This is a genomic window from Enterobacter cloacae complex sp. ECNIH7, assembly GCF_002208095.1.
GTDB lineage: Bacteria > Pseudomonadota > Gammaproteobacteria > Enterobacterales > Enterobacteriaceae > Enterobacter > Enterobacter cloacae_M.
Genome location: NZ_CP017990.1, coordinates 1,868,614 through 1,893,539, shown reverse-complemented (window position 1 = coordinate 1,893,539; position 24,926 = coordinate 1,868,614). Strand labels below are relative to the sequence as shown.

Sequence of the window (24,926 nt, the reverse complement as noted above, 5' to 3'; positions counted from 1 at the left end):
ATTGCATTCAGTAAAAGAGGATTCTTTCACCTCGCAACACAAGGACAGTGCCTTTATCTGTGCCGCGTGAAACTAAGCTTAGTGGAATGCCGCTATCCGGCAAGCCGCAGGTAATATTCTGCAACATGAACTCAGCCTTTCGGGTGAGATGACGCGGCGGCGATTCATAAGCCTTTCTTATCATTTCAAAAATCCGCCGCCAAAAAGTTGTTTCATTTTGCTACAAAGCCTTTTTGTAACCATATTGTTATAAATCAAAGAAATGGCGTTCATTTTTGCAGTCTGGCCGTGATGACATATCTTTAAATGAGCGCAGCGATCCGCTGTCAGAAAAAACAAACGAGGAGTGATGCAAAATGGCAAAAGTTCTGGTGCTCTATTATTCCATGTATGGACACATTGAAACCATGGCTCACGCGGTAGCAGAAGGTGCGAACAGGGTTGATGGCGTTGAGGTTGTGGTGAAACGCGTACCGGAAACCATGCAGGCGGAAGCCTTCCTGAAAGCCGGGGGGAAAACGCAAAACGCCCCGGTCGCCACCCCGCAGGAGCTGGCGGACTATGATGCCATTATCTTCGGCACACCGACCCGCTTCGGCAATATGTCAGGCCAGATGCGCACCTTCCTCGATCAAACCGGCGGACTTTGGGCATCCGGCGCGCTCTACGGGAAACTCGCCAGCGTATTCAGCTCAACCGGCACCGGCGGCGGTCAGGAGCAGACGATTACCTCAACCTGGACTACCCTTGCTCATCACGGGATGGTGATTGTGCCGATTGGCTACGGCGCCCAGGAGCTGTTTGACATTTCCCAGGTGCGTGGCGGTACGCCGTACGGCGCAACCACCATTGCCGGTGGGGATGGCTCACGTCAGCCAAGCAATGAAGAACTGTCTATCGCCCGCTATCAGGGTGAATACGTCGCGGGTCTGGCCAAAAAACTGAACGGCTAACACCCAACAGGAGGACAAGCATGCCAACTCAAGAATCCAAAGCTCACCACGTGGGCGAATGGGCAAGTTTACGCAACACCTCTCCGGAGATTGCCGAAGCTATCTTTGAAGTCGCGAAGTACGATGAAAAGCTGGCCGAGCAGATTTGGGAGGAAGGTAACGATGAGGTGCTGGTGCGCGCCTTCGAAAAAACGGATAAAGACTCGCTCTTCTGGGGCGAGCAAACCATCGAACGTAAAAACGTCTAAGCGTTCCCCCCCCGCCGCAGCGGGGGGTTCTCCTTTACTTCGCCGCGTTATTCATCACCGCATTGAATTTATCGACAGGACAGAAGCCGTTCGCATCCACCGGGCAGCCTTTCAGCTCCAGCGTCACGCGCTGCGCGGGGTACTTCAGCGACAGCACGCTGGCGTTACGCAGCTGCTCTGAACTCTGGTAGACATACTCAATTTTAATCAGCTCCTGATTGGCGTTTTTGTCATGCCAGCGCTGGAAGACAATCTTGCCGCCAATCGGGGTGCGCTCCTGCTGGTCGTGCAGCTGATAGGGTTTGAAATCCAGGGCGGTGAGCAGGGAAGCAATGTTCGAATCATGCCCCACCAGCAGGGTGATCTTAGGCGCTTTCGCCTGCTCGGTGACCAGGGTTTTATCAATGTACTTCACCAGCGGCTTCGCCACGTTTTGCGCCACCTCGGTGGAGGTAAACAGCGAGTCCTGATAGCCGTTCTTCAGCTTAGACAGCACGCGCCATTGCTGGTCGGTCTTGATTTCGCCCCAGGCCACCTGGTCGGCCGGGAAGCCTTCGTAATACTGCAGCGTGAACGCATCCACCAGCGAGTTGCCCACCTTCAGCGGCCCGGATACGCCAGGCTCTTTTTCATAGTCGGCGCTGAAGGTATCTTTCGCGTCCGCCAGCGAGCAGACCTTTTTCTCTTTGCAGGACGGAGAATCGGCGTAGTTCGTCATTTGCTCCAGCAGCTTATAGCTTTCGGTAAGCTGCATTTTCTGCCGCTCGGACTCCATCGCCTTGAGCGCTTTTTCGCGGAATTCCGGCGAGTTATCGGTAATCACCGGATTAAAGGTGGGATCCATGGTGCCCATTTTTTCCTGATGGTGCACGGGAACGTCGCAGCCCGGGAACGCGCCGGTGATGAAGAACTGCGCGGTGGCGACGGTACGCTGCAGGCTGTTGGCGTAAGCATAAACGCTATCCGCCGCCGGGCATTCTCCCGTCTTCACCATCCCCTGCTGCGCCAGCCACTCGCGCATGTAATGGCCCATATAGACTTCCAGCACGCCGCCCTTGGTGGTGAGCTGACCGCCCGGCACCTCCCACTCCGGCCACTGCTTCGGCGTGGACTGCTCCAGCACGCTGCCGTTATTGGCGAGCGGCGCGCGCAGGTTGTGACGACTCATGATTAAAACTTGCTCCAGCTGATACCCTTCCGGCGTCTCTTGCGCCTGCACGCCAAACGTTGCTGAAATGGAACCGGCGACTGCCAGCGCGAGTAGTGCTTTTCTCATCCCTAATTCCTCACTCGTTTTAAAATGTCGCCTTCAGTGTGACAGATTGGTGACAATTTTCCGGGAAGCATTTCTCAAACTGATGATTAACGTGCTTACTGTGTGCACCAATAAGTTTTATAATAAAACCACCCCCCACCGGAGAATTGACCGTGAAACGTACCCGCCTCGAAGAAAGCACCTGCCCCGTCGCCCGTTCGCTGGATATCATCGGCGACTGGTGGTCGCTGCTGATCGTGCGCGACGCGCTGCGCGGGATTAAACGCTTCGGCGAGTTCCAGAAAAGCCTTGGTATCGCCAAAAACATGCTGACCACGCGGCTAAAACTGCTGGTCGACGAAGGCATCCTCCGGCTTCAGCCCGCGTCCGACGGCAGCGCCTGGCAGGAGTATGTCCTGACCGAGAAGGGGCGCGCCCTGCAAACGGTGCTGGTTGCCCTCTCCCAATGGGGGAATGAATTTTTGTTTGCTGAAAACGAATGCGGCACCGTGCTGGTCGACACCGAACAGCGCAAACCCCTGCGTAAACTGGCGCTTATCGCCGACGATGGCCGCGAACTGACGCCTGAAGAGATCGTGGCGAAACTCCCCTCCTGATAGTTCCCGACGGCAAAAGCACAAAATGCTCGCAAATATGGTTGCATTATAAAACCAAATAGCAGAGAGTTTATTCAGTTTCATCTTGAAACCAAATAACCCACTTTGCCCTGAGGTAACACACGATGACTACGCAAATCACCACCGCCCTGATTACGGGCGCCTCTTCCGGAATTGGTGCCGTTTATGCCGATCGCCTTGCCGCGCGCGGCGCTAACCTGGTGCTGGTCGCCCGTCGCGAAGATCGCCTTAAAACCCTTGCCGCCGACCTTCGCGCGCGCTACGGCGTGGCCGTCGATATTCTGGTGGCCGATCTTACCGATGAACAGGGGATCCGCGCCGTGGAAGAGGAGCTGCGCAGCAATACCGCCATTGATACGCTCATTAACAACGCGGGCACCGCCCAGATGGCGCCGTTCCTCGCAGGCGATGTGGCGCAGCATCAGGCCATTAACACCCTGAACACCACGGCGCTGATGCGTCTGACCTACGCCATCCTGCCGCGCCTGGCGCAGAACAATCGCGGCACGCTGATCAATATCGCCTCGGTGTTAGCGCTGCACGTCCGTGCCGGTAGCGCGCTCTACAGCGCCACCAAGGCGTGGGTTCTGAGCTTTACCCGTGGGTTACAGGAAGAATTTGCCGACAGCAGCGTGCGCATTCAGGCCGTGCTGCCCGCCGCCACGGCGACGGAAATCTGGAGCCATTCGGGCGTCACGGTGAACGATCTGCCGGAAGGATCGGTGATGACCACCGACGATATGGTGGATGCATCGCTGGCGGGTCTGGATCAGGGTGAACCGATCACCATCCCGCCGATGCATGACGCTGGCCTGTGGGATCGCTACGAAGCGGCGCGTCTTGAGCTGTTCAACAGCGCGCGCACCGGCATTCCGGCACCGCGCTACGCAAAACAGTAGCCTAACGCTCAAGCTGGTCGCCGTACTCGCTCATCCAGGCGGCCAGCGGGGAGAGTGCGTCCTGCAGGGTTAACCCCAGCGCGGTGATTTGGTACTCCACACGCGGGGGGATCTCCGGGTAGACCGTCCGCGTCACCAGCCCGCGCTGCTCAAACAGGCGCAGCTGCTTCGTCAGCTCTTTCTGCGTGATGGGGGCAGCGGCACGCAGCAGATCGCCAAAGCGTACGGGCGTGTTGAACACAATCAGGCGGTAGAGAATGGGGATCGCCCATTTACCGGAAATCAGGTTAACAAACTGCGTCATCGGGCAGGTATACGCCTCAGATTTTTTTTCGCAGCACACCTGCAGCATTTCTGCCATAGCACACCTCTTGCCTCTTTAGTATCCATTTGGTACCTGGTTTCCTTTCGATACTAACGTTTCTATAGTGCTTTCTCCAGTGACATTTCAGGAGAAGAACATGGGTCGTTTAACAGATAAATATACGCTGATTACCGGCGGCACCAGCGGCATCGGTCTTGCCACCGCGCAGGCGTTTATCGCCGAAGGCGCGCGCGTCGCCGTGACCGGACGCAACCCGGACACCCTCGCCGAAGCAGAACGTATTCTTGGCGATAAGGCCTGGGTGATCCCGACCGATGCGGGAGATATCGCCTCACAAAAAGCGCTGGCGGAAACCCTCGCCGCCCGCTGGCCACGCCTGGACGCGGTGTTTCTTAACGCCGGTGACGTAACGCACGCGCCGCTGGAAGCCTGGCAGGAGGAGGCGTGGGACCGCCTGATGGGCATCAACCTGAAGGGGCCGTTCTTTTTAATTCAGGCGCTGCTGCCGCTGCTGAATAACCCGTCGTCGGTGATCCTCTGCGGCTCGGTGAGCGCGCGCATCGGCCTGCCCACCAGCAGCGTGTATGCCGCGAGCAAGGCTGCCCTGCTATCGCTGGCGCGCACGCTGTCGGCGGAGCTGCTGCCGCGCGGGATCCGCGTCAACGGTCTGAGCCCCGGTCCGGTGGAAACTCCGGCGTTTACCAAAACGGGCTTAAGCGAGGAGGCGCTTAACGCGATGATGGCGGAGATCATCAAGCTGGTTCCGCTCGGCAGAATGGGCTCGACGACGGAGCTGGCAAAAGCCGCGCTCTATCTGGCGTCCGACGAGTCGAGCTACACGGTGGGAACGGAGCTGCTGGTGGACGGCGGAATGGGGAATTTGTAACTCAAAAGGCGCTGATGCCGGTGATAATGCCGACATACAGCGCCGCCCATCCGCAGGCGGAAAGCAGGCTGACGGCGTAGACCTTGACTGCATTCAGCCTGAGCATGCCCGCCGCCAGCGGCACGATGTAGCGCAACACCGCCAGAAAACGCGACGTAAACAGCACGATGACACCGTTCTTTTGCAACTGATGCTGTACCCGCAAGAACTTATCGGCATGCTTTGAGGTGAAACGCGTGACCAGCCGGGTGTGCCCCATCAGCAGGCCGATATGGTAGTTCAGCACCGAACCCGCCGTTGCCCCTAGCACCACGGCCAGCCACGCCAGCGCAGGATGCATGCTCGTCTGGCTAACGGTAATGCCCGCCAGCAGCATCACCGAGGCGGGCGGCAGCACGGAGGAGAGCAGCACCGTCGATTTACTCAGCGCCATCACAAATAACAGCGCGAAAAGATGTGCCGGATACAGCGCAAAATGATTCAGCAGATTATCAAACCACGCCATTACCCTCTCCTCCGTTGATTATTTAATCCTCCATTAGAAATGAATTAACCTAAATAAATCCTCAACATTTTATTAATAAAAATCGTCTAAACCGTTCTTAAACATTATTTAATTTTCTGAGCGGTAAATTTTAATAAGCGTATTATTCCTCTCGTTTTACAACGATCTCGTTATGGCGAGGCTCCTGTACAAATACACGTTATCGCTCTGGTAGGTTCGAGAGAACCGACACAGGGTAAAACAGGCACTGTCGAATCAAGGCTTTGTCAGTATAACTTCCCTCGCGGGATACGGTGTACAGTGCTGAACCCAGGACGTGGGGATCTCCTCTTCGACATGCCCTGTCTTGCTCGCCCCTGAGAGATGTTATTATTCAAAGGGAATTCACTATGTCTTACGCTATTCACAACCAGAATCTGGCATTCAATGACAGCGCCATTGCGCAATATATGAATACCGATTTTATTGTCCTCGATATTTCATTATGCGTGGCGCTGGCGCGCGAGCAATTCTTCGAAAAATTAAAAGACGACGATATTCCGTCTCATATTTTTATTGAAGACAATGGCCGCCTGGCGGGCATGATTGCCGTGCGTAAATTGCTGCAAACCGCCGATACGGTACAGCCGGTGAAATCGCTGATGATTTCGCAGTTTTTGCAGGTCAAACCGGAGGATGAACGTGCCGACGTTGCCGGACTGCTGGCACACGGCGGCGCGGATGTGGTGCCCGTGGTCACCCACGGCAAGCTCGTCGGCTGCCTGACCGAGCGCGAAATCGCCCATCTGCTGGAAGATGACGTCACCGAAGACGCCCAGCTTCAGGGGGCGACGCTGCCGCTGGAGAAGCCCTATCTGGACACCAGCCCGTATAGCCTGTGGAAGAAACGTTCCGTCTGGCTGCTGCTGCTGTTTGTCGCGGAGGCCTACACCAGCTCGGTGATCCAGCATTTTGAAGAGGCGCTGGAGTCCGCCATCTCGCTGGCGTTCTTTATTCCGCTGCTGATCGGCACGGGCGGCAACAGCGGGACGCAGATCACCTCCACCCTGGTGCGCGCCATGGCGCTGGGGGAAGTCCGCCTGCGCGACGTTGGCCGCGTGCTGCGTAAAGAGATGACCACCTCGCTGATGATTGCCGCCACGCTCGGTGTCGCCGGGTGCATTCGCGCCTGGATGATGGGGATTGGGCTGGAAATCACCCTTATCGTCAGCCTGACGCTGGTGTGCATAACGCTCTGGAGTGCGATCGTGTCGTCCGTGATCCCGATGGTGCTCAAGCGCTGCGGCATTGACCCGGCGGTCGTCTCCGCGCCGTTTATCGCGACGCTTATCGACGGCACCGGGCTGATTATCTACTTCAAGATCGCGCAATATACGCTGGGGCTGGAGTAACGCGGTCCGCCAGCTGGATCACCGCTCGCGAAAACACCTCAATCGCCAGGGCGACATCTTCAGCCATCACCGATTCCGCCGGATGGTGGCTGACGCCCCCTTTGCAGCGCACAAACAGCATGCCGACCGGCCAGCGTTCCGCGATGGCAATCGCATCGTGGCCCGCACCGCTGGGCAGCGATAGCGAGCGCCCCTGTACCGCTGTGACGGCCTCCCCCAGCACGTTTTGCAGGTGGATATCGCACGGCGTGGCGGCAATGCGGTAAAACTCCTCGGCGCTGAAGTCCAGACCGCGGCGCGAGGCGATCGCCTGGGCATGTTCCAGCAGGTCGTTAAGCAACCGATCAAGCGGCGCATCCTGCGGCCCGCGAATATCCAGCGAGAGCTGAACCTCGCCGGGGATTACGTTCACCGCCCCCGGCAGACAGCGCAGCTCGCCAACCGTCGCTACCAGGTTGCCGCCCTGCTGTCGGGTAGCGTTTTCAATGATAACCATCCACTCGGCGGCGGCGGCCAGCGCGTCCCTGCGGTGGAGCATCGGTACGGTTCCCGCGTGCCCGGCCTCGCCGGTAAAGCGGCAGTTCAGACGGCGCGCGCCGTTAATGGCTTCCACCACGCCAAGGGCGAGCGCCTCCTGCTCAAGGCATGGCCCCTGCTCAATATGCAGCTCCAGATAGGCGCTGAAATCCTCCTGACAGCGCGCGGCATGCAGCACGCGGGCAGGATCGAGCCCCACCAGGGTCATCGCCTGCGCCACGCTGATTCCGCTGGCGTCAGCTTTCTCCAGCCAGCCCTGCGGCCAGGTGCCGGTAATGCCCCGGCTGCCTAACAGCGTAATGCCGAAGCGGGTTCCCTCTTCGTCGCAAAAGCCGACAATCTCGATGGCCTGCGCCAGATGCACACCCTGCTGGTGCAGGCTGTCCACCACCTCAATGGCGGTGAGCACCCCAAGCATGCCGTCGTAGCGCCCGGCATTGCGCACGGTATCGAGATGCGAGCCGAGCAGCACCGCCTGCGCCCCTTCCTGCGCGCCCTCATAGCGTCCACAGATGTTGCCCACGCTGTCCTGCCAGACGGTCATTCCCACCTGGCTCATCCACTGCCCCACCAGCTGGTTGGCCTGCAGATGCTGGGTGGAGAGATAGACCCTCGTCAGCGCATCCGGGGTTTCGCTGAGGGCGGCCAGCGCGTCGGCGCGGGCCATCACCCGTTCTGCCGCCGGGCTCATTGCGGCGTCTCGCGGCGATAGTGGTCCCACGCGGCCTGCATGGCGGCCCCCTGCGTGGTGGAGAATTTCAGGTAGTTCAGCACCGACTCCAGCGCGCTCAGGGTGGTCATCACGCAGTCTTTGCGCGCGTTGTAGCCCATGGTGCCGATGCGCCACACTTTGCCGTGCAGCGGGCCAAACGAGGTGCCGATTTCAATCCCGAAATCCTCCAGCATCAGCTTACGCACCTGGTCGCCGTTGACGCCCTGCGGGATAACCACGCCCAGCACGTTGTTCATCTTGTGCTTCAGGTCGCCAAAGGTCTCCAGCCCCATCGCCTGAATGCCCTTCAGCAGCGCATCGCCGTGCAGCTTATGGCGCGCGATGCCGTTATCGAGCCCTTCCTGCAGGATCAGACGCGCGCACTCGCGGGCACCAAACAGCGCGGTCGTGGCTTCGGTATGGTGGTTAAGACGCTCCGGCCCCCAGTAGTCCATCACCATGCCGAGATCGAAGTAGTTGGAGTAGATCATCTCCTCGTCGCCGTCGCGGTGGGCGTCGGTGCGGATGCCTTCCTCAACGCATTTGCGGCGGCGGATCGCCTCCTCCATGCGCGCGCTCAGGGTGATCGGCGAGGTGCCCGACGGGCCGCCGAGGCACTTCTGCATCCCGGCCGAGACGGCGTCCAGCCCCCAGGCGTCGGTCTCCAGCGCGTTGCCGCCGAGCGACGCGGTGGCGTCGGTGTAGAACAGCACGTCGTAGCGGCGGCAGATCGCGCCCAGCTCGGCGAGCGGCTGCAGCATGGTGGTGGAGGTGTCGCCCTGCACGGTCAGCAGCAGGCGCGGACGAATACGCTTAATCGCATCCTCTACCTGGTCCGGGGTAAACACCTCGCCCCACGGCACCTCGATGGTATGCACCTCCGCGCGGCAGCGGCGGGCAATTTCGCACAGCAGATGACCAAAGCGGCCAAAGACCGGCACCAGCACCTTATCTCCCGGGCGGATGGCGGAGACCAGAATGGCTTCAATTCCCGCGCGGGAGGTGCCGTCCACCAGCATCGTCCAGTGGTTCTCGGTGCGGAACACCCCGCGATAGAGCGCCATCACCTCGTTCATGTAGTGGGTCATGGCCGGATCGTACTGGCCGATCAGCTGGCTCGACATGGCGCGCAGCACGCGCGGGTCGGCGTTGATCGGGCCCGGCCCCATCAGCAGGCGCTGGGGCGGGTTGATTTGCGGAAAGCGTGCTATATCCATTTGTCAGTCCTTATCAGTTGAGGCCGCGCACGGAGGAGATGAACTGCTTCAGTTCCGTGGTCTACGGGTTGGCGAACAGCGTTTTGCTGTCGCCCTGCTCCCAGACTTTCCCCTGGTGCATAAACACCACGCGGTCGCCCACTTCGCGGGCAAAATTCATTTCATGGGTAACCAGTATGAGCGTCATCCCCTCGGCCGCCAGCTGCTCCAGCACCTTGAGCACTTCGCCCACCAGCTCCGGGTCGAGCGCGGAGGTGATCTCGTCGCAGAGTAAAACTTTAGGCGACATCGCCAGCGCGCGGGCAATCGCCACGCGCTGCTGCTGGCCGCCGGAGAGGCTCGACGGGTAGTAATCCAGACGATCGCCTAAGCCCACTTTCTCCAGCATCTGCTTCGCCAGCTCGCGGCATTCGGCGGCGCTTTTCTTCAGCACCCGACGCGGGGCGAGCATCACGTTTTCCAGCGCCGTCATGTGTGGGAACAGGTTGAAGCTCTGAAACACCATCCCGACCGAGCGGCTGATTTCGCGCGCCTGGGAATCCCGATCGGTAATGGTCATGCCGCCCAGCTTGATGCTGCCGTCCTGATAGCCTTCCAGGCCGTTGATGCAGCGCAGCAGCGTGCTTTTGCCCGACCCGCTGCGCCCGATAATGGAGATCACCTGGCCCATGTCGATATCCAGATCGACGCCCTTGAGCACGTGGTTATCGCCGTAGTGCTTCTGCACCTGATTAATGGTGATGAGAGGCATTGAATTTCGTCTCCAGATAGCGGCTGTAGCGCGACAGCGGATAACACAGAATAAAGTAGCCGAGCGCCACCAGCGCAAAGACCTTAAACGGCTGATACGTCACGTTGGTCAGCATGGTCCCGGCCTTGGTCAGCTCAATAAAGCCGATGATCGACGCCAGCGCGGTGCCCTTGATCACCTGAACGGCAAAGCCGACCGTCGGGGCGATGCCGATGCGCAGCGCCTGCGGGGCGACGACGCGAAACAGGGTCTGGCCGAAGGTCAGCCCCAGACAGCGCGACGCTTCCCACTGCCCTTTCGGCAGGGCGCGAATGCTGCCAAACCAGATATCGAGCAGAAACGCGCTGGTGTAGAAGGTGAGCGCCAGCGAGGCGGCGGTCCACGGCGAAACGTCGATGCCGAACAGCGCCACGCCGAAGAAGGCCAGGAACAGCTGCATCAGCAGCGGCGTGCCCTGAAACAGCTCAATATAGCCGCGGATGATGCGCCTGACCGTGCGCCCGCCCGTCAGGCGCAGCAGCAGGAGCGGCAGCGTCACCGCCGCCCCGCCGACAAACGCCACCAGCGACAGCAGCACCGTCCAGCGTCCGGCCAGCAGCAGGTTGCGAATAATGTCCCAGTCGGTAAAGGTGGTCATCATGCCTGCACCCCCAGCCATTTGCGTCCTGCCGCCATCATCAGCTGGCGCAGGGTAATCGACAGCGCTAAGTAAATCCCGGTTGTCACCAGATAAACCTCAAAGCTCAGAAACGTTCTGGACTGGATCAGGTTGGCGGCGAAGGTCAGCTCTTCATACGAGACCTGCGACACCACCGACGAGCCGAGCATCACGATGATGCACTGGCTCACCAGCGCCGGGTAAATGCGCTGCAGCGCGGGCGGCAGCACCACGCGAATAAAGGTCTGCAGGCGGGTCAGCCCCAGCACGCGTCCGGCCTCCCACTGCCCTTTCGGCGTGACCTGAATGCCCGCGCGGATAATCTCTGTGCTGTAGGCGCCCAGGTTCACCACCATGGCCAGCAGCGCCGCTTCCCCGGCCGTCATCTTCAGCCCGAGATTCGGCAGGCCGAAGACGATGAAAAACAGCTGCACCACAAACGGCGTGTTGCGGATAATTTCCACGTAGCCGCCCCAGATCCGGCTGAACCAGGTTTTGCGTCCGCTGCGGATCGCCGCCCCGAAAATCCCTATCGCCAGCCCGCCGACGGTGGCCATCACCGTCAGCTGAACGGTGACCCATAGCCCCGCCAGCAGCTCCGGCCAGTGCGGCCAGAGCGCGGAGAAATGAAGTTGCTCAGTCATCGGCTCAGGCGCCAAGGTTTGCCGGCAGCGGGGCCTTCAGCCATTGCTCGGACAGGCCGTTCAGCGTGCCGTCCTTGATGCCCTGCTCAATCAGCGCATCCACCTTTGCCTTCAGGGCCGGTTCGTTTTTCTTCAGGCCAATAAAGCACGGCGAATCTTTCAGCATAAAGCTCGGCACCGGGGCTTTATCCGCGTTCTGGCGCGAAATGGCCGCCACCACGAGGTTGCCGGTTGCCACGTACTGCACCTGTCCGGAGAGGTAGGCGGAGAGCGTGGTGTTGTTATCCTCGTAGCGCTTCACGTCCGCGTCTTTCGGCGCCAGGCCGGTCAGCACCATGTCCTCCACCGCCCCGCGCGTCACGCCGATGGTTTTTCCGCTCAGCGCGGCGGCATCTTTCAGCTCGGCGCCTTTCGGACCAAACACGCCGAGGAAGAACGGCGCGTAAGCGCGGCTAAAGTCGATCACCTTCTCGCGCTCCGGGTTTTTACCGAGGCTTGAAATGACCAGATCCACCTTATCGGTTTGCAGATACGGCACGCGGTTGGCGCTGGTCACCGGCACCAGCTGCAGCTTGAGCTTCATCTGTTTGGCCAGATAGCGCGCCATGTCGATGTCATAGCCCTGCGGCTGCAGATCGGTCCCCACCGAGCCAAACGGCGGGAAGTCCTGCGGAACGGCAATGCGGATGGTGCCGCGCTTCTCGATATCCTGAAGCTGGTCAGCCTTTGCCGGCAGCTGTGTGAAGAGACATGCGGCCCCGGCCAGTGCAATCAACAATTTTTTCATGGTGCTTCCCCGTAACGTTAACATGAAACAAAAGATTCTTTGAATGTGATTTTGCAACTAATGTGCCAACCAGGGCGAAGCGGGAAATATTCTTGTAAAGCCTGATAAAACGGGGAAGGGTCGAAAAAACGAGCGTTTTCCCGACCCGCCACATGCACCATTTCAATGCAAAGCACCACCCTGATGCCCCATTATCGTTGTTCGAGTTCGTCCAGCTGCTGGTAGAGGGAGGCAATTTCGTGAATGCGCGGACGGCCTTTATCGAGAATTTCATGCAGGAAGGCGTTTGCCAGCAGGTTGATCAGGCTGTTGACCGAGGAGTAGCTGTCATAGGCCGAGACGCTGTCCAGCGGGGCGCAGAGCTGCCAGCTCGCCAGCGGAAACAGGCTGTGCGCCTGCGGCTCGCACATCAGCAGCACCGGAATACCGCTGCTCTGAAGCTGCTGCATCAGCGGGCGGATGATGCGCGGGCGGCGGCGAAAGGCCATCATGACCACCAGATCGTCCGGCGTTAAATCCACCAGCTCCTCGCCCAGGCTCTGCCCCGGCTGCGGCAGAACCAGCACCTGACCGCGCGCCTGCAGCAGCTGCTGGCGCAGGTGCAGCGCCGCCGGATAGGCGTTACGCATGCCGATAATGACGATGCGCCGCGCCTTCACCATGCAGGCCATGGCGTCGGCAAACTGCTGCGCGTCGAGGGCATTGACCCACTGGGTCAGGTTCGCCATCTCCTGCTTATAGTGGCGCGCCAGCAGCGTATTGCCCTGCACCGCGTCGCGGTTATCGGTGAGCGGCATCCCGCTCTGGCGCAGGGTGCGCAGCTCGTCGCGCATGTCCTTGTATTTCTCATAGCCCAGACGCTTAAACAGACGGCTGACCGTGGCTTTCGACACCCCGCTCAGCTGCGCCAGCTCGGCGCTGTTGTAGCTAATCAGGTCGTCAAAATGGTCGAAAATAAAGTCCGCCACCCGCTGCTCCTGCGGCGACAGCGACGGGTACTGTGCTTTCAGACGTTCATCCAGTTGTTCCATAGCGCCTCTGTAACTTTTGTTTCATCACATTGTACCTTTTATTATGCGTATTCATTATACGTGCCAGTTTACTGAAACTTTTCTTTCAGATCTGGAACAGCTTTTGCAGCACCTTGTGACTTTCAGGGTTACGAGGACGCTTTATGCAAAGTAATGTCTCCACGCACGGCATGGCCGTTGCGCCCCACCATCTTGCCAGCCAGAGCGCGCTGGCGGTACTGCGCGAAGGCGGCAGCGCGATAGAGGCGATGGTCGCCGCGGCGGCCACCGTTGCCGTGGTTTATCCGCACATGAACGGGCTGGGCGGCGATGGCTTCTGGCTTATCGTGCCGCCGGAAGGCGAACCTGTCGCCATTGATGCCAGCGGCGCGGCGGGATCGCGCGCAACGCTCGCCGCCTACGACGGGCTGGCGCATATTCCCCACCGCGGCCCCCGCGCGGCGCTGACCGTCGCCGGCACGGTGAGCGGCTGGGACGAGGCGCTGAAGGTCTCGCGCGAGATGACCGGCAAGGCGCTGCCGCTGGCCCGCCTGCTGGCCGACGCCATTGACTATGCGAAGAACGGCACGCCGGTCACGGCCTCGCAGGCCCATGCCACAGCCAGCAAATTCGACGAGCTGAAGCACATCCCCGGCTTCGCGGAAACCTGGCTGGTGGACGGCAAGCCGCCAGAGGTCGGGAGCCGCTTTTACCAGCCCGCCATGGCCACGACGTTGACGCGCCTGGCGGAGGACGGTCTGGACAGCTTTTACCGCGGCCCGCTGGCGGAAGTCCTGGCGCACGGCATGGAGACGCTGGGCCTGCCCGTGACGCTGGCCGATTTGCGCACGCACGTCGCCCGGCGCACCGCGCCGCTGAGGCTGCAGCATCAGCAGGGGGAGATCTTTAACCACGCCCCGCCGACGCAGGGACTGGTCTCGCTGGCGATACTCGGCATCACCGACCGCCTGAATATGGCGGAGGCCGACGACGCCGACACCATTCACCGCATCGTTGAAGCCACCAAGCTGGCCTTTGGCCTGCGCGATGCCCACATCACCGACCCGCGCGAGCTGAAAACCGATATTCAGGGTCTGCTGGATCCCGCCGCCCTGCAGGCGCTTGCCGACAGGGTTGACGACGGCCGCGCCGCGCCGTGGGGCAGCGGAAAAGGCCCCGGCGATACGGTGTGGATGGGAGTGATGGACAGCAGCGGGCTCGCCGTGTCGTTTATCCAGAGTATCTATCACGAGTTTGGCAGCGGCGTGGTGCTGCCCGACACCGGCATCGTCTGGCAGAATCGGGGGGCATCGTTCAGCCTCGATCCCGATAGTCTTCTGGCCCTCGCGCCGGGCAAGCAGCCCTTCCATACCCTGAACCCGGCGGCGGCGCGTCTTAAGGACGGGCGCGTGATGGTCTACGGATCGATGGGCGGCGACGGCCAGCCGCAAACCCAGGCCGCGCTCTTTACCCGCTACGCGATTCAGGGCGTGCCACTGCAGGAGAGCATTTCCCGCCCGCGCTGGCTGCTGGGGCGCACCTGGGGACAAACCTCGGACACGTTAAAGCTGGAAGGACGCTTTACCGCTGAGACGGTCTCACGGCTTCAGGCGCTTGGACACGAGGTGGAAATCTTCCCTGACTTCAGCGAAGCGATGGGCCACGCGGGCGCGATTGTCCGCCACCCCAACGGGCTGTTCGAAGGAGCATTTGACCCGCGCAGCAACGGCGCGGCCGCCGGATTCTGAGGAGAAAACAATGACGACACAACAACCCGACTGGCAGGCGTATCTGGCGCAAATGGAGTCCGTGCTCGACGTGACGCTGGACGATGCCCGCCGCGCCGAGCTGCAGGTGCAGTTCAGCCGCATTGCAAGCATGGCCGCCCCGCTGATGGCGCTGCCGCTCGATGACCGTCTGGAGATCGCAGGAGTGTACAAAGCATGAGGCTACACGAGATGAGTATCAGCGCGATCCAGCATGCGCTGGGCGCGGGCGAGCTGAGCGCTCGCGAGATTGCCCGCCAGACGCTGGAGGCGATTGCGCGCGTTAACCCGCAGATCGGCGCCTGGACCGCCGTGACGGAAGCACGCATGCTCGCCGAGGCCGAGAGCATCGATACCCTGCGTCGCGAAAAGCGCTCCCTGCCGCCGCTGGCGGGCGTACCCTACGCGGTAAAAAACCTGTTCGACGTTGCCGGCCACACCACCCTTGCCGGGGCAGAGCTGTTCAGCCAGCGCCCCGCCGCGGCCGCTGACAGCTTCGCGGTGCGCCAGCTGCGCAGCGCGGGCGGGCTGCTGACCGGGATGGTGAACATGGACGCCTACGCCTACGGCTTCACGACCGAAAACAGCCACTACGGCACGACGCGTAACCCGCACGATCTGGCACGCATTGCGGGCGGCTCGTCCGGCGGCTCGGCCGCCGCCGTGGCCGCCGGGCTGGTGCATTTTTCGCTCGGCACCGACACCAACGGCTCGATTCGCGTTCCGGCCTCCCTGTGCGGCATCTACGGCCTGAAGCCCACGTTTGGCCGCCTGTCACGATCCGGCAGCCATCCGTTTGTCGCGAGCCTCGATCATATCGGCCCCTTTGCCCGCCGCGTCTGCGATCTGGCGTCCGTATACGATGCGCTGCAGGGCCGTGACAGCAGCGACGCTTTTCAGGCAGAGAGCTCGCGCGAGCAGACGCGTCCCCTGATCGACCGCGGGCTTGACGGCCTGCGCTGCGCGGTGCTCGGCGGCTACTTCACCACCTGGTGCGACGCGGATGCCAGAGACGCCGTGGCGCGGGTGGCGAAGGCGCTCGACGTGCAGGATGAGCTGCAGTTCCCTGATGCCGAACTGGCGCGCTCCGCGGCGTTTATCATCAGCGCCTCCGAAGGGGGAAATCAGTACCTGCCCGCGCTTCGCCGCGAGCCCGAGCGGTTTGAGCCGCACTCCCGGGAACGCCTGCTGGCAGGCGCAATGATCCCCTCCGCCTGGTACATTCAGGCCCAGCGGTTTCGCGCGCACGCCCGGCAGGCGTTTAAAACCCTGTTCGCGCAGGCCGACGTGCTGATCGCTCCGGCGACGCCGCGCAGCGCCACGCTCGCGGGTGAGCAGACCATGGAGATTAACGGTCAGCCGCTCCCCATTCGCGCCAGCATGGGGATGCTGACCCAGCCGATTTCGTTTCTGGGCCTGCCCGTGACCACCGTTCCGCTGCGCACCGCCCAGGGTGCGCCGATTGGCCTGCAGCTAATTGCCGCGCCGTTTAACGAGCAGGCCTGCCTGCGCGTAGCGCGCGTGCTGGAAGAGAGTGGGATCGCCGACGCGCGTCCGGCGGAGGTGGCCGCATGATGAATCACGATGACATTAACCTGCCGTGGGTAGTTGCCGAGGTGACCGCCGCGTTTTACCGCTATGAAGACGCGCTGGTGAGCAACAACGTTGCGGTGCTGGACGAGCTGTTCTGGCACGACAAAAACACGGTGCGTCTGGGAGCGGGTGAAAACCTGTATGGGATTGATGAAATCCGCGCCTTTCGCGCGGCGCGCCCCGCCGCCGGGCTGCAGCGGACGCTGCGTCACACCGTGATTACCACCTTCGGGGAGGATTATGCCGTGTGCAGCACCGAGTTTACCCGCGAGGGCACGGATCGCATTGGCCGCCAGCAGCAGACGTGGGTGCGGTTTGCCTACGGGTGGCGGATTGTGGCGGCGCAGGTGAGTTTGATGGTGTAATGCTGAAAAACCCGCCCGGTGGCGCTGCGCTTACCGGGCCTGCGATGTCCCGTATGCCCTGTGGGTCCTGTAGGCCGGGTAAGGCGCAGCCGCCACCCGGCTAAACAAGGCACACTTATTTCTGAAACGGATGCACCTCCCGCCAGTGGTCGGCAATCTGCTGGCGGGTACAGACCCACACCCGCTCGTGCTGCTGCACGTAATCCAGGAAACGCTGCAGCGCGCGAAAACGCCCCGGCCGCCCCAGCAGGCGGCAGTGCATGCCGATGGACATCATCTTCGGCGCGCTTTCCCCTTCTTCGTACAGCACGTCAAAGCTGTCCTTCAGGTAGGTATAGAACTGCTCGGCGGTGTTAAACCCCTGCGCGGTGGCGAAGCGCATGTCGTTGGCATCCAGCGTATACGGCACGATCAGGTGCGGCTTGCGGGAGCCGTCGCTGCAGGCCACTTCCGTCCAGAAGGGCAAGTCATCGCCGTAGTAGTCGCTGTCATAGTCGAAGCCGCCGTGCTCCACCACCAGCTGGCGGGTGTTGGGGCTGTCGCGCCCGGTGTACCAGCCCGTCGGCGGCTTGCCGAAAAGGTCGGTCAATACGTGCACCGCCTTGTGCAGGTGTTCGCGCTCCTGGCTGATATCCATGCTCTGGTAGTGGATCCAGCGCCAGCCGTGGCTCACCACGTCGTAATCCGCTGCCTTGATTGCCTCGACGATCTCCGGATGACGCGCCAGCGCCATCGCCACGCCGAAGACCGTCAGCGGCAGGCCGCGCTTTTGAAATTCACTGTGGATCCGCCAGAATCCGGCGCGGCTGCCGTATTCGTAGAGGGAGTCCATCGACATGTGTTTATCCGGATAGCTGGCCGCGCCGATAATGTCCGACAGGAACTGCTCGGATCCGGCATCGCCGTGCAGAACGTGGTTCTCCGCCCCTTCCTCATAATTGAGCACAAACTGCACGGCGATGCGCGCCTGATTCGGCCACCGCGCGTGCGGGGGGTTGCCCGCGTAGCCGCGCAGATCCCGCGGGTAATTCTGTTCAAAAAGCCCCATTGCCACCCCCAAAAATTAAAATGGATTCAATGCCTGAAACTGTCCGCTTAACGCTTTTTTCTCCGGGTAGGCCAGATCCCCGTGCTTGCTGGTCGACAGCCCCAGCGCCACAAGCGACTCCACCATCTTCACCGCCGCGCTGACGCCGTCGATGACCGGCACGCGCAGCTCGCGCGTCAGCTCCTGCGCCAGCGTCGCCATGCCGCCGCAGCCCAGCACGATGGCCCCGCAGCCGTCCTCTTTCAGCGCCTGTATACAGCGCGCACGCACTTTTTCCTGCGCCAGACCGCTGCCGTCTTCCAGCGCCAGCACCGGGAGATCGATAGCGTGCAGCGCCGCGCAGCGATCGTGAAAGCCATACTGGTGCAGCAGATGGCGGGCAATAATCAACGTGCGCGGCAGCGTGGTGACCACCGAAAAGCGCGTCGCCACCAGCGTCGCCATATGCATGGCGGCTTCCGCAATGCCTATAACCGGCCCCTGCGCCAGCTCGCGCGCCGCCAGCAGGCCCGGATCGCCAAAGCAGGCGATGACGTGACCGTCCACGCCCTGCTCTCTGCCGAGCTTAACCTGTTCGAGAACCCCCACGGCGGCGATGGCCTCATCAAAGTGGCCTTCTATAGACGGCACGCCCGCGCTCGGGCAGACCGCGAGGATCTCCGTTCCCGGCGCCGCCACCGCGCGGGCCGCCGCGCCGATGGTTTCCGTCATCGCGAGGCTGGTGTTGGGGTTGATCACTTGTATACAGACAGAGGACATTACGACTCCTTGTGGCCGGCAAACAGCCGGGCAAAATCAGGCAGACACTCGCCCGCCCGCTCGAAGCAGAGGCTGGCGACGATATGTTCAAAATGGTGCATTAAGGCATCGCTGAGCGGCTGGAGCGCCTTCTGGCGCAGCAGATCCACAAGCTGTTCGTGATCGTTGCAGCGGCACCCCTGACGCCACGGCGCGCCCCAGGTGGCAATCACCAGCGACGAGCGCTGGCTCAGGCCGGTGACCATCTCCGTCAGCACCTGGTTGCCGGAGATGGCCTGCAGCTGAATGTGGAAATTGGCGGAGTGGCGAATTGCCGCCGGGCCGTCGTACGCCTCGTGCGCCTGCTGCTCCTGGCGAATGATGGCCTCCAGCGCGGCAAGGTGCGGCGACTGGCAGCGGGCCAGCACGTCCGGCAGGTTGGCGACCTCCAGCAGGGCGCGGGTGCGGAAGATGTGCTGCGCCTCTTCCACCGTCGGGCTGGCAACGTGTGCACCACGCTTGGGCGTTAAGGTGACCATTTGCACAGCGGCGAGTCGTTGAAGCACCTTGCGGATGCCCGTGCGGCTTACGCCAAACACCTCGGCCAGCGCCTCTTCCGGCAGTTTGCTCCCCGGCAGAAGCTGATGTTCGACTATCGCGGTCATCAGCGCCTGAAAGATCGATTCGTCTTTGTCATGCAGGTCTGGCGCGGTCTGCAGGGCGTTTATGTTGTTCATTCACCACTCCGTCTTTTACTCTTCGTTATCGAATCGTATACATAAAAATAAAATATTGCATACAAGATTTATTATCTTGGCCTGGATCCTGCAACACCGTCTGCACTCCCGCTTAACGGGTTTTCATTCACAGGAGCAGGTTTCATGCCAAACAGTCAAAACGCACAGCAAGGTACGGCCGCTGATTCCGGTGCGGTTTACAGCCCACGTCTTTGCAATGAGGATCTGGCACCGACGCGTGACCAGAACTGGAGCTGGTACAACATCTTTTCGTTCTGGATGTCGGATGTTCACAGCATGGGGGGTTATGTTGTCGCCGCGAGCTTCTTTACGCTCGGGCTGGCAAGCTGGCAGGTGCTGCTTTGCCTGCTGGTGGGGATTTGCATCGTGCAGCTGTGCGCCAACCTGGTGGCCAAACCGAGCCAGATGGCGGGCGTGCCCTATGCGGTGATCAGCCGTCAGGCGTTTGGCGTCTTCGGGGCCAATATTCCGGCGGTGATCCGCGGGCTGATTGCCTTCGCGTGGTACGGCATTCAGACCTATCTGGCCGCCAACGCTCTGATGCTGGTGGCGCTGAAGTTCTGGCCGTCGCTCTCTTCGCTCACCACCGGCGCGTTCCTTGGCCTGTCGCATCTGGGCTGGATCTGCTTTGCTATCATGTGGGTCCTGCAGGCGATGGTCTTCTGGCACGGCATGAACGCCATCAAGCGCTTTATTGATATCGCCGGCCCGGCGGTCTACGTGGTGATGCTGGCCCTCGCCGGATGGATTGTATACAAGACCGGTTTTGACGGGATCTCCTTCACCCTCGCCAGCAAATCCCTGAGCGCGGGCGAGCAGACCTGGCAGATGATCACCGCGACCGCGCTGGTGGTGTCTTACTTCTCCGGCCCGCTGCTCAACTTCGGCGACTTCTCCCGCTACGGCAAAAGCATGGGCGAGATCCGCCGCGGCAACCGCTGGGGGCTACCGTTTAACTTCCTGCTGTTCTCCATCGTCACCGTAGTCATTGTCTCCGGCACCCAGTCGCTGTTTGGCCGCATGATCACCGACCCGATCGAAACCGTCAGCCGCGTGGGCAACGATCTGGCCGTGGCGATTGGCCTGCTGACGATGATCACCGCTACCATCGGGATCAACATCGTCGCGAACTTCGTCTCCCCGGCGTTTGATTTCTCTAACTGCTCGCCGCAGAAGATCAGCTTCCGCACCGGGGGCATGATTGCCGCCGTCGGCTCGATCCTGCTTACCCCGTGGAACCTGTTCAACTCGCCGGAGCTTATCCACTACACCCTGGACGTGCTCGGGGCGTTTATCGGCCCGCTGTTCGGCATTCTGATTGCCGACTTCTACCTGATTAAGCGCGGCAAGGTGTCGGTTGACGATCTGTTCGACGACACGCCAAAGGGCAAATACTGGTACCGCAACGGTTTCAACCCGAAAGCGATTGGCGCGCTGATCCCGTCCGTTGCCGTGGGCCTGGTGATTAGCTTCATCCCGGCCCTGCATGAGGTGGCAAACTTGAGCTGGTTTATCGGCGTCTTCCTCGGCGGCGTCACCTACCGCTGGCTGGCGCGGGAAGAGCGCGAGACGGCGGGCGCGACGTCGTTCAGCTCCCGCGTGGCAACGCAAAAAGAGTAACCCCCTCCTCCGGCCGCAGCGTATCTGCGGCCCGTTCATTCTGGCACCGTTCTTGCTGCGCCTTCTCACCCCCGCTACGCAAACACTAAGGCAGGAACCATGATGGATTACCAGACAGCGATCCGCGGCGCATTTTTTGATATTGCCCAGGTCTGCGACAGCGCAGACGCGATTGCCCAACACGCGCGCTACCTTGAGGACGGGCTGCTGTTTATACAGAGCGGGAAAATTCTGGCGCACATGCCGTGGCAGGAGGGTGAGCAGTATCTTGACCCCCACAAGGGCTACACCGACCTGCGCGGCAGGCTGCTGCTGCCCGGTTTTGTCGACACCCACGTCCATTATCCGCAAACGGAGATGATCGGCGCCTTTGGCGAACAGCTGCTGGAGTGGCTGACCACCTACACCTTCCCGGTGGAGAGCCAGTTTTCCGATGAAGCCTACGCGAAAGAGATCGCCGAATTTTTCATTCAGCAGCTGGTGAGCAACGGCACCACCACCGCGCTGGTGTTTTGCACGCTGCATCCGGAATCGGTCGAGGCGCTGTTTACCGAAGCCCTGCGCCTGAACATGCGCCTTATCGCCGGAAAGGTGATGATGGACAGACACACGCCGGACTACCTGAGCGAAGACGCGAAGCAGAGCTACCGGCAGACGCGGGCGCTGATCCAGCGCTGGCACCACCGGGGACGGCTGGGCTACGCCATTACCCCGCGCTTTGCGCCGACCTCATCCCCCGAGCTGCTCGCCGCGGTCAGCCTGCTCAGAGAGGAGTTTCCGGATACCTGGCTGCAGACCCATCTCAGCGAAAACCCCAACGAAGTGGCCTGGGTGAACGATCTCTGGCCGGAGCACGAGCGCTATCTGGACGTGTATCACCACTACGGCCTGACCGGCGAGCGCAGCGTGTTTGCCCACGCGATCCATCTGCACCACAGCGAGTGGCAGTGCCTGCACGACACCGGCTCGGCGGTGGCGTTTTGCCCCACCTCTAACCTGTTTCTCGGCAGCGGGCTGTTTCGCCTGCCCGCCTGCTGGCAGCACAGGGTGCGGATGGGCATCGGCACCGACGTCGGCGCGGGCACCACCTTCAGCATGCTGCGCACCCTGGGTGAGGCCTACAAGGTGGGCCAGCTCCAGAGCTACCGCCTTCGCGCCAGCGAGGCGTTTTACCACGCCACGCTGGGCGGCGCGCACGCTCTCAGGCTCGAAGATAAGATTGGCAACTTCGCGCCCGGGAAAGAGGCGGATTTCGTGGTGATCGACCCCGACGTGACGCCGCTGCAGCGCCTGCGCAATCGCCGCTGCCAGGATATCTACGAGCAGCTTTTTGTGCTGATGACCCTCGGCGACGAGCGCAACATCAGCGAGACCTGGGTCAACGGCGAGCGGGTGTGGTCAACTGCCCCGGTAGGTTGACCACCCGCCGGGCGCAATCACAAACGGCAGGTGGAAATGTTCGTCTGCCGTTTCTCCCGTCACAAAATCAATTTGCGCGCAGGGCCAGATCGTGCCGCGACCGGTTTCGCTAAACCACGCGCCGATCTCCGCCACCAGCCGATAGCGGCCCGCGGGCAGGAAAGGGACAAATTCGGTGATGCGACCATTAGCGTTGGTCACGCCCGTCGCCATGATTTCGCCCTCCCGTTCGAGATGGACCGTCACGCCCTCTGCGGGTTTGCCCGTTGAGATATCCAGAATATGGGTGCTAAGTGTGCTCATTCGCTAATGACTCCTTCCAGCCGTAGCAGCGTAATTTCCCGCAGCTGTTCCAGCGCGGCACGGACTTCCTGCGCGTCGCTGTTCTCCAGCCGCGCGTGCAGCGCCTGTAAAATCTCCTCGCCGCTGCGGCCCTTCGCGCGGATCAGAAAGACGCGTCCGAAGCGGGCCTCGTAGCGGGCATTTCCCTCACGCAGCGCCCGGGCAAGGTCAGCATCGCGATCGTTCACCTCGCCCTGCTCCTGGCGCGACAGCGCCGCCTCCGCCTGTGAACCAGCGGGCTTTTCCCCGATGCGCGGATGGGCGCTCAGGGCCTGCGCCAGCGCCGCTTCATCCCAGTTTTGCGTCAGCGCGTTTGCCGTACTGAACAATTCGTCCCGGCTGGCGTAGGGCCGCCCCAGAGCCAGCGCATCGGCCCAGCCGGGGAGCGCCACGCAGGGATGGATCAGCGCTAACGCCTTTTCGTGGGGAAGATGATTGAAGTCGTGCAGTGCGATCATAGTGTCTCCTTTATTGTCTTCCTCCTGGTTATTGCACAAACCACGCCACTCTGAACGCGGGTGTGAAACAGTCGATTCCGTATAGCTCAACTGGAAATTTTTGATTCAAAAAAAGGCACGTTCACCGCGTTTGCGCACCTTAGCAGTGCAAACGTCCCCCTCACAACGCCGTTTTCGCCACTCTGCAGCCTGGTACGCAAATTGCTGAATGTCTTTACACCCTGCAAAAGGAGAGAAGCATGAGAGCAATCGTCATTGGTGCGGGTATTGGCGGCCTGAGCGCCGCCGTCGCGCTGAAGAAAGCGGGCATCGACTGTACCGTGTTTGAAGCCGTCAAAGAGATCAGGCCCGTCGGGGCGGCCATCTCCATCTGGCCGAACGGCGTGAAATGCATGCAGCACCTCGGCATGGGCGACATCATCGAGACGTACGGCGGTCCGATGCGTTTTATGGCCTACAAGGATTACCGGCGCGGCGACACCCTGACCCGCTTCAGCCTTGCCCCGCTGGTTGAGCGTACCGGCGGGCGTCCCTGCCCCGTCTCGCGCGCCGAGCTTCAGCGCGAAATGCTGGACTTCTGGGGGCGCGATAAGGTGCAGTTCGGCAAGCGCGTCGAACGCGTCCATGAAGACGACGCGGGCGTGAACGTGACCTTCACCGACGGCACCACGGCAGCCGGCGATTTTCTGATTGCCGCCGACGGCAGCCACTCCGCCGTGCGCCCGTACGTGCTGGGGTATACCCCGGAGCGCCGCTACGCCGGGTACGTGAACTGGAACGGGCTGGTGAAGATTGACGAAGAAATCGCCCCGGCGCACCAGTGGACCACCTTCGTTGGCGAAGGCAAACGCGTGTCGCTGATGCCCGTCTCCGGCGGACGCTTCTACTTCTTTTTTGACGTGCCGCTGCCCGCGGGCCTGGCAGAGGATCGCACCACCCTGCGCGCCGACCTTACGGGCTACTTCCGCGGATGGGCGCCGCCGGTGCAGAAGCTTATCGCGGCGCTGGATCCTGAAACGACCAACCGCATTGAAATCCACGACATTGAGCCGTTCGACAGCCTGGTGCGCGGCAACGTCGCGCTGCTCGGCGATGCCGGACACAGCACCACGCCGGATATCGGCCAGGGCGGCTGTGCGGCGATGGAAGACGCCGTGGTGCTGGGAGAATGCCTGCGAGAAAACCACAACATCACGCTGGCGCTGCGGCAGTACGAGGCGCTGCGCTGCGACCGGGTGCGCGACCTGGTCCTGAAGGCGCGTAAACGCTGCGACGTCACCCACGGGAAAGACATGGCGTTGACGCAGGCCTGGTATCAGGAGCTCAAAGAGGAGACCGGCGAGCGCATCATCAACGGTCTGTGCGAGACCATTCAGGGCGGCCCGTTGGGCTGAACGCAAGAG

The 24,926-nt window shown here is 61.4% G+C and carries 27 protein-coding genes, 1 pseudogene and 1 riboswitch; of the genes and pseudogenes, 13 read left to right on the top strand and 15 right to left on the bottom strand.

Annotated elements, in window-relative coordinates:
* The first annotated feature begins 356 nt into the window (after positions 1-356).
* Together wrbA and WM95_RS09330 are read left to right on the top strand one after the other, a co-directional pair.
* On the top strand, positions 357-953 hold the full coding sequence (gene wrbA, locus WM95_RS09335; protein ID WP_023311076.1) for an NAD(P)H:quinone oxidoreductase: 597 nt from the start codon (positions 357-359) through the stop codon (positions 951-953).
* 20 nt (positions 954-973) lie between these two features.
* Complete coding sequence (locus WM95_RS09330) at positions 974-1,201, top strand: YccJ family protein (RefSeq protein WP_008499832.1); 228 nt, start codon at positions 974-976, stop codon at positions 1,199-1,201.
* A 34-nt stretch (positions 1,202-1,235) separates the two neighbouring features.
* On the opposite strand, the gene agp is transcribed toward WM95_RS09330, so the two are convergent.
* Positions 1,236-2,477, bottom strand: a complete 1,242-nt coding sequence (gene agp, locus WM95_RS09325) for a bifunctional glucose-1-phosphatase/inositol phosphatase (RefSeq protein ID WP_063407990.1) — start codon at positions 2,475-2,477, stop codon at positions 1,236-1,238.
* A gap of 152 nt (positions 2,478-2,629) precedes the next feature.
* Here agp and WM95_RS09320 point away from each other — a divergent pair, with 152 nt between their 5' ends.
* Positions 2,630-3,073: a winged helix-turn-helix transcriptional regulator gene (locus WM95_RS09320; RefSeq protein WP_047173168.1), complete on the top strand. Its 444-nt coding sequence runs from the start codon at positions 2,630-2,632 to the stop codon at positions 3,071-3,073.
* Between the two features lie 125 nt (positions 3,074-3,198).
* Complete coding sequence (locus tag WM95_RS09315; protein ID WP_023311073.1) at positions 3,199-3,993, top strand: SDR family NAD(P)-dependent oxidoreductase; 795 nt, start codon at positions 3,199-3,201, stop codon at positions 3,991-3,993.
* Position 3,994: 1 nt separating this feature from the next.
* On the opposite strand, the gene WM95_RS09310 is transcribed toward WM95_RS09315, so the two are convergent.
* Positions 3,995-4,354: a winged helix-turn-helix transcriptional regulator gene (locus WM95_RS09310; protein ID WP_063407991.1), complete on the bottom strand. Its 360-nt coding sequence runs from the start codon at positions 4,352-4,354 to the stop codon at positions 3,995-3,997.
* A 100-nt stretch (positions 4,355-4,454) separates the two neighbouring features.
* Between WM95_RS09310 and WM95_RS09305 the strand changes: the two genes are divergently transcribed.
* Positions 4,455-5,204: an SDR family oxidoreductase gene (locus tag WM95_RS09305; RefSeq protein ID WP_063407992.1), complete on the top strand. Its 750-nt coding sequence runs from the start codon at positions 4,455-4,457 to the stop codon at positions 5,202-5,204.
* A 1-nt stretch (position 5,205) separates the two neighbouring features.
* Here WM95_RS09305 and WM95_RS09300 read toward each other — a convergent pair whose 3' ends face one another.
* Entirely contained in the window at positions 5,206-5,709 is a 504-nt protein-coding gene (locus WM95_RS09300; protein ID WP_063407993.1) for a DedA family protein, read from the bottom strand.
* 159 nt (positions 5,710-5,868) lie between these two features.
* A riboswitch (M-box (ykoK) riboswitch) is annotated at positions 5,869-6,038 on the top strand.
* Between the two features lie 60 nt (positions 6,039-6,098).
* On the opposite strand from WM95_RS09300, the gene WM95_RS09295 reads away from it, so the two are divergent.
* Positions 6,099-7,100, top strand: a complete 1,002-nt coding sequence (locus tag WM95_RS09295; RefSeq protein ID WP_063407994.1) for a magnesium transporter — start codon at positions 6,099-6,101, stop codon at positions 7,098-7,100.
* On the opposite strand, the gene hpxK is transcribed toward WM95_RS09295, so the two are convergent.
* The 7 genes from hpxK to hpxU form a co-directional block, all read right to left on the bottom strand.
* The gene (gene hpxK, locus WM95_RS09290) at positions 7,066-8,328 is read right to left on the bottom strand and encodes an allantoate amidohydrolase (RefSeq protein WP_063407995.1); all 1,263 of its coding nucleotides are present in this window, start codon (positions 8,326-8,328) and stop codon (positions 7,066-7,068) included. The two genes, WM95_RS09295 and hpxK, sit on opposite strands and share 35 nt — an antisense overlap.
* Entirely contained in the window at positions 8,325-9,566 is a 1,242-nt protein-coding gene (locus WM95_RS09285; RefSeq protein WP_063407996.1) for a pyridoxal-phosphate-dependent aminotransferase family protein, read from the bottom strand. Before WM95_RS09285 ends, hpxK begins: the two co-directional genes overlap by 4 nt.
* A gap of 61 nt (positions 9,567-9,627) precedes the next feature.
* Positions 9,628-10,317 carry an amino acid ABC transporter ATP-binding protein gene (locus WM95_RS09280; RefSeq protein ID WP_088544751.1) on the bottom strand — a complete coding sequence of 230 codons (690 nt, stop codon included), beginning with the start codon at positions 10,315-10,317 and terminating at the stop codon, positions 9,628-9,630.
* Complete coding sequence (locus tag WM95_RS09275; RefSeq protein WP_071884868.1) at positions 10,298-10,954, bottom strand: amino acid ABC transporter permease; 657 nt, start codon at positions 10,952-10,954, stop codon at positions 10,298-10,300. The genes WM95_RS09280 and WM95_RS09275 overlap by 20 nt, the downstream gene beginning before the upstream one ends.
* Complete coding sequence (locus tag WM95_RS09270) at positions 10,954-11,619, bottom strand: amino acid ABC transporter permease (protein WP_023311065.1); 666 nt, start codon at positions 11,617-11,619, stop codon at positions 10,954-10,956. Before WM95_RS09270 ends, WM95_RS09275 begins: the two co-directional genes overlap by 1 nt.
* A gap of 4 nt (positions 11,620-11,623) precedes the next feature.
* Positions 11,624-12,406, bottom strand: coding sequence for a transporter substrate-binding domain-containing protein (locus WM95_RS09265; RefSeq protein WP_023311064.1), 783 nt, complete (start codon positions 12,404-12,406; stop codon positions 11,624-11,626).
* 191 nt (positions 12,407-12,597) lie between these two features.
* Complete coding sequence (gene hpxU, locus WM95_RS09260; protein ID WP_023311063.1) at positions 12,598-13,437, bottom strand: MurR/RpiR family transcriptional regulator HpxU; 840 nt, start codon at positions 13,435-13,437, stop codon at positions 12,598-12,600.
* 143 nt (positions 13,438-13,580) lie between these two features.
* Here hpxU and hpxW point away from each other — a divergent pair, with 143 nt between their 5' ends.
* Genes hpxW through hpxZ form a run of 4 tightly spaced genes read left to right on the top strand, consistent with a single transcriptional unit; the run spans position 13,581 to position 17,140 of the window.
* Positions 13,581-15,164, top strand: coding sequence for an oxamate amidohydrolase (gene hpxW, locus WM95_RS09255; protein ID WP_063407998.1), 1,584 nt, complete (start codon positions 13,581-13,583; stop codon positions 15,162-15,164).
* Between the two features lie 10 nt (positions 15,165-15,174).
* Positions 15,175-15,363 carry an oxalurate catabolism protein HpxX gene (hpxX, locus tag WM95_RS09250; RefSeq protein WP_023311061.1) on the top strand — a complete coding sequence of 63 codons (189 nt, stop codon included), beginning with the start codon at positions 15,175-15,177 and terminating at the stop codon, positions 15,361-15,363.
* On the top strand, positions 15,360-16,757 hold the full coding sequence (locus tag WM95_RS09245) for an AtzE family amidohydrolase (protein WP_063407999.1): 1,398 nt from the start codon (positions 15,360-15,362) through the stop codon (positions 16,755-16,757). Before hpxX ends, WM95_RS09245 begins: the two co-directional genes overlap by 4 nt.
* Complete coding sequence (hpxZ, locus tag WM95_RS09240) at positions 16,754-17,140, top strand: oxalurate catabolism protein HpxZ (protein WP_045401744.1); 387 nt, start codon at positions 16,754-16,756, stop codon at positions 17,138-17,140. Before WM95_RS09245 ends, hpxZ begins: the two co-directional genes overlap by 4 nt.
* Before the next feature lie 115 nt (positions 17,141-17,255).
* On the opposite strand, the gene puuE is transcribed toward hpxZ, so the two are convergent.
* From puuE to WM95_RS09225, 3 genes and pseudogenes are all read right to left on the bottom strand, one after another.
* Positions 17,256-18,155, bottom strand: a complete 900-nt coding sequence (gene puuE / locus WM95_RS09235) for an allantoinase PuuE (protein WP_231106808.1) — start codon at positions 18,153-18,155, stop codon at positions 17,256-17,258.
* Positions 18,073-18,947: pseudogene (hpxA, locus tag WM95_RS09230) on the bottom strand (allantoin racemase). The gene puuE and the pseudogene hpxA overlap by 83 nt, the downstream one beginning before the upstream one ends.
* Positions 18,947-19,663, bottom strand: a complete 717-nt coding sequence (locus WM95_RS09225) for a GntR family transcriptional regulator (RefSeq protein WP_063408002.1) — start codon at positions 19,661-19,663, stop codon at positions 18,947-18,949. Before WM95_RS09225 ends, hpxA begins: the two are co-directional and overlap by 1 nt.
* A 144-nt stretch (positions 19,664-19,807) precedes the next feature.
* Between WM95_RS09225 and WM95_RS09220 the strand changes: the two genes are divergently transcribed.
* Both WM95_RS09220 and guaD read left to right on the top strand, forming a co-directional pair.
* Positions 19,808-21,304: an NCS1 family nucleobase:cation symporter-1 gene (locus tag WM95_RS09220; RefSeq protein ID WP_088544750.1), complete on the top strand. Its 1,497-nt coding sequence runs from the start codon at positions 19,808-19,810 to the stop codon at positions 21,302-21,304.
* A 99-nt stretch (positions 21,305-21,403) separates the two neighbouring features.
* Positions 21,404-22,723 (top strand): guanine deaminase, encoded by a 1,320-nt coding sequence (guaD, locus tag WM95_RS09215; RefSeq protein ID WP_063408003.1) that lies wholly within the window; start codon positions 21,404-21,406, stop codon positions 22,721-22,723.
* On the opposite strand, the gene uraH is transcribed toward guaD, so the two are convergent.
* Together uraH and uraD are read right to left on the bottom strand one after the other, a co-directional pair.
* Entirely contained in the window at positions 22,703-23,026 is a 324-nt protein-coding gene (gene uraH, locus WM95_RS09210; protein ID WP_059445850.1) for a hydroxyisourate hydrolase, read from the bottom strand. The genes guaD and uraH overlap by 21 nt on opposite strands.
* A complete protein-coding gene (gene uraD, locus WM95_RS09205; RefSeq protein WP_063408004.1) occupies positions 23,023-23,523 on the bottom strand; it encodes a 2-oxo-4-hydroxy-4-carboxy-5-ureidoimidazoline decarboxylase in 501 nt (166 codons plus the stop codon). The genes uraH and uraD overlap by 4 nt, the downstream gene beginning before the upstream one ends.
* Before the next feature lie 239 nt (positions 23,524-23,762).
* Here uraD and hpxO point away from each other — a divergent pair, with 239 nt between their 5' ends.
* Entirely contained in the window at positions 23,763-24,917 is a 1,155-nt protein-coding gene (hpxO, locus tag WM95_RS09200) for an FAD-dependent urate hydroxylase HpxO (RefSeq protein ID WP_023311051.1), read from the top strand.
* The last annotated feature ends 9 nt before the right edge of the window (positions 24,918-24,926 follow it).